Here is a 2,409-nt window from a genome sequence, read left to right as displayed (position 1 = left end):
CCCTCTGCCGCGCCGCCGGCCGATTCCCCCGGGCCCTCGGCGTGGCGCTCGCCGGGCCGGCCTATGCCGTCGGCGACCTTGCGGGCGGGCCGTCGGTCAACCAGATCGACCTGCATCCGCCGGCCTCGCGGATCGCCTACGACCAGCAGTGGCTGCACAACTTCATGCTGGTGATCTGCGTCGTGATCTTCGTCGCCGTGTTCGGCGTGATGTTCTATTCGATCGTCAAGCACCGCAAGTCCAAGGGTGCGCGCGCGGCCAACTTCCACGAGAGCACGACGGTCGAGATCGCCTGGACCGTGATCCCCTTCATCATCGTCATCCTGATGGCCTTGCCGGCCACGCGCGTGATCGTCGCGATGAAGGACACCAGCGCCGCCGACCTGACCATCAAGGCCACCGGCATCCAGTGGAAGTGGGGCTACGACTACCTCAAGGGTGAAGGCGAGGGGATCGGCTTCCTCTCCACGCTCGACCCGACGCACCGCGAGATGTCCGACTCCGGCAAGCCGGTCGGCGACGACTACCTGTTCAAGGTCGACAACCCCCTCGTCGTGCCGGTGAACAAGAAGGTCCGGATCGTCACCACCGCCAACGACGTGATCCACTCGTGGGGCGTCCCGGCGCTGGGCGCCAAGCAGGACGCCTTTCCCGGCTTCGTGCGCGACACCTGGTTCCGCGCCGACCGCGAGGGCGACTTCTACGGCCAGTGCTACGAGCTGTGCGGCAAGGAGCACGCGTACATGCCGATCCATGTCAAGGTCGTCTCGCAGCAGGCCTACTCCGCCTGGGTCGACGAGCGGCGCAAGGAAGCGGCAGCCAAGGCCGACGACCCGGGCAAGGTCTGGGAGCTGGCGCCCCTGGTCGCGCGCGGCGAGCAGATTTATGCCGCGAACTGCCAGGTCTGCCACCAGCCGACCGGCAAGGCCAACGCCGCCATCAAGGCGCTCGACGGCTCGCCGACGGTGCTGGACGCCGACAAATCCAAGCAGATCCTCGTGCTGCTCAACGGCCAGAACAACGGCGCCATGCCGGCCTGGAAGCAGCTGACCGATACCGAGATCGCAGCCGTCATCACCTTCACCAAGAACAGCTGGTCGAACAAGACCGGGCAGCTGGTGCAGCCCGCCGACATCGCGGCCCTGCGCAAGTAGCGCCTTCCTAAGGACCCACTCCCCATGAGCGCAGTCGTCGGACACCCCGGCATCCATCCCGAAGCAGCGGGTTCCCAGCACGCGCCGGACGAGCAGCACCACGGTGCGCCGCACGGCTGGAGGCGCTGGGTCTACGCCACGAACCACAAGGACATCGGGACGATGTACCTGCTGTTCTCGTTCACCATGTTCATGGTGGGCGGAGCGCTCGCCCTGGCGATGCGGCTGGAGCTGTTCCAGCCCGGGCTGCAGTTCATGAACCCGCACTTCTACAACCAGCTCGTGACGATGCACGGGCTGATCATGGTGTTCGGCGCCATCATGCCGGCCTTCGTCGGCTTCGCGAACTGGATGGTGCCGCTGCAGATCGGCGCGCCGGACATGGCGTTCGCGCGCATGAACAACCTTAGCTTCTGGCTGCTCATCCCGGCCGGGCTGATGCTGGTCAGCTCCTTCTTCATGCCGGGTGGCGCGCCGGCGGCCGGCTGGACGATCTACGCGCCGCTGACGCTGCAGATGCCCGCATCCATGGACGCCGGCATCTTCGCCCTGCACATCCTGGGCGCGAGCTCGATCATGGGCTCGATCAACATCATCGTCACCATCCTCAACATGCGCGCGCCGGGGATGACGCTGATGAAGATGCCGCTCTTCTGCTGGACCTGGCTGATCACGGCCTACCTGCTGATCGCGGTCATGCCGGTGCTCGCGGGCGCCATCACGATGACGCTGACCGATCGCCACTTCGGCACGGCCTTCTTCAATCCCGCGGGCGGCGGCGACCCGGTGATGTTCCAGCACATCTTCTGGTTCTTCGGTCACCCCGAGGTCTACATCATGATCCTGCCGGCGTTCGGGATCATCAGCCAGGTGATCCCGGCGTTCTCCAGGAAGCGCCTGTTCGGCTACACCTCGATGGTCTATGCCACGGCGTCGATCGCCATCCTGTCGTTCATCGTCTGGGCGCACCACATGTTTGCCACCGGCATGCCGGTGACGGGGCAGCTGTTCTTCATGTACGCGACCATGCTGATCGCGGTGCCCACCGGCGTGAAGGTATTCAACTGGATCGCCACCATGTGGCGCGGCTCGATGACGTTCGAGACGCCGATGCTCTGGGCGGTGGGCTTCATCATCGTCTTCACGATCGGCGGCTTCAGCGGCCTGATCCTGGCCGTGGCCCCGGTCGACATCCCGGTCCACGATACGTACTACGTGGTGGCGCACTTCCACTACGTGCTCGTCGCCGGGTCGC

General features: G+C 65.7%; 2 protein-coding genes. Both read left to right on the top strand.

Annotated features, from left to right (window positions below):
- Window positions 1-41 precede the first annotated feature (41 nt).
- Window positions 42-1,154: a cytochrome c oxidase subunit II gene (coxB, locus tag AC30N0_RS05045; protein WP_489516838.1), complete on the top strand. Its 1,113-nt coding sequence runs from the start codon at window positions 42-44 to the stop codon at window positions 1,152-1,154.
- Window positions 1,155-1,178: 24 nt separating this feature from the next.
- Window positions 1,179-2,409 (top strand): cbb3-type cytochrome c oxidase subunit I (locus tag AC30N0_RS05040; RefSeq protein ID WP_489516837.1); only part of this gene is annotated, 1,231 nt, incomplete at its 3' end.

The sequence above is a fragment of the Rhizobacter sp. genome, assembly GCF_031412495.1.
Taxonomy (GTDB): domain Bacteria; phylum Pseudomonadota; class Gammaproteobacteria; order Burkholderiales; family Burkholderiaceae_C; genus Schlegelella_A.
This window is presented reverse-complemented; position numbering and strand designations above follow the sequence as displayed.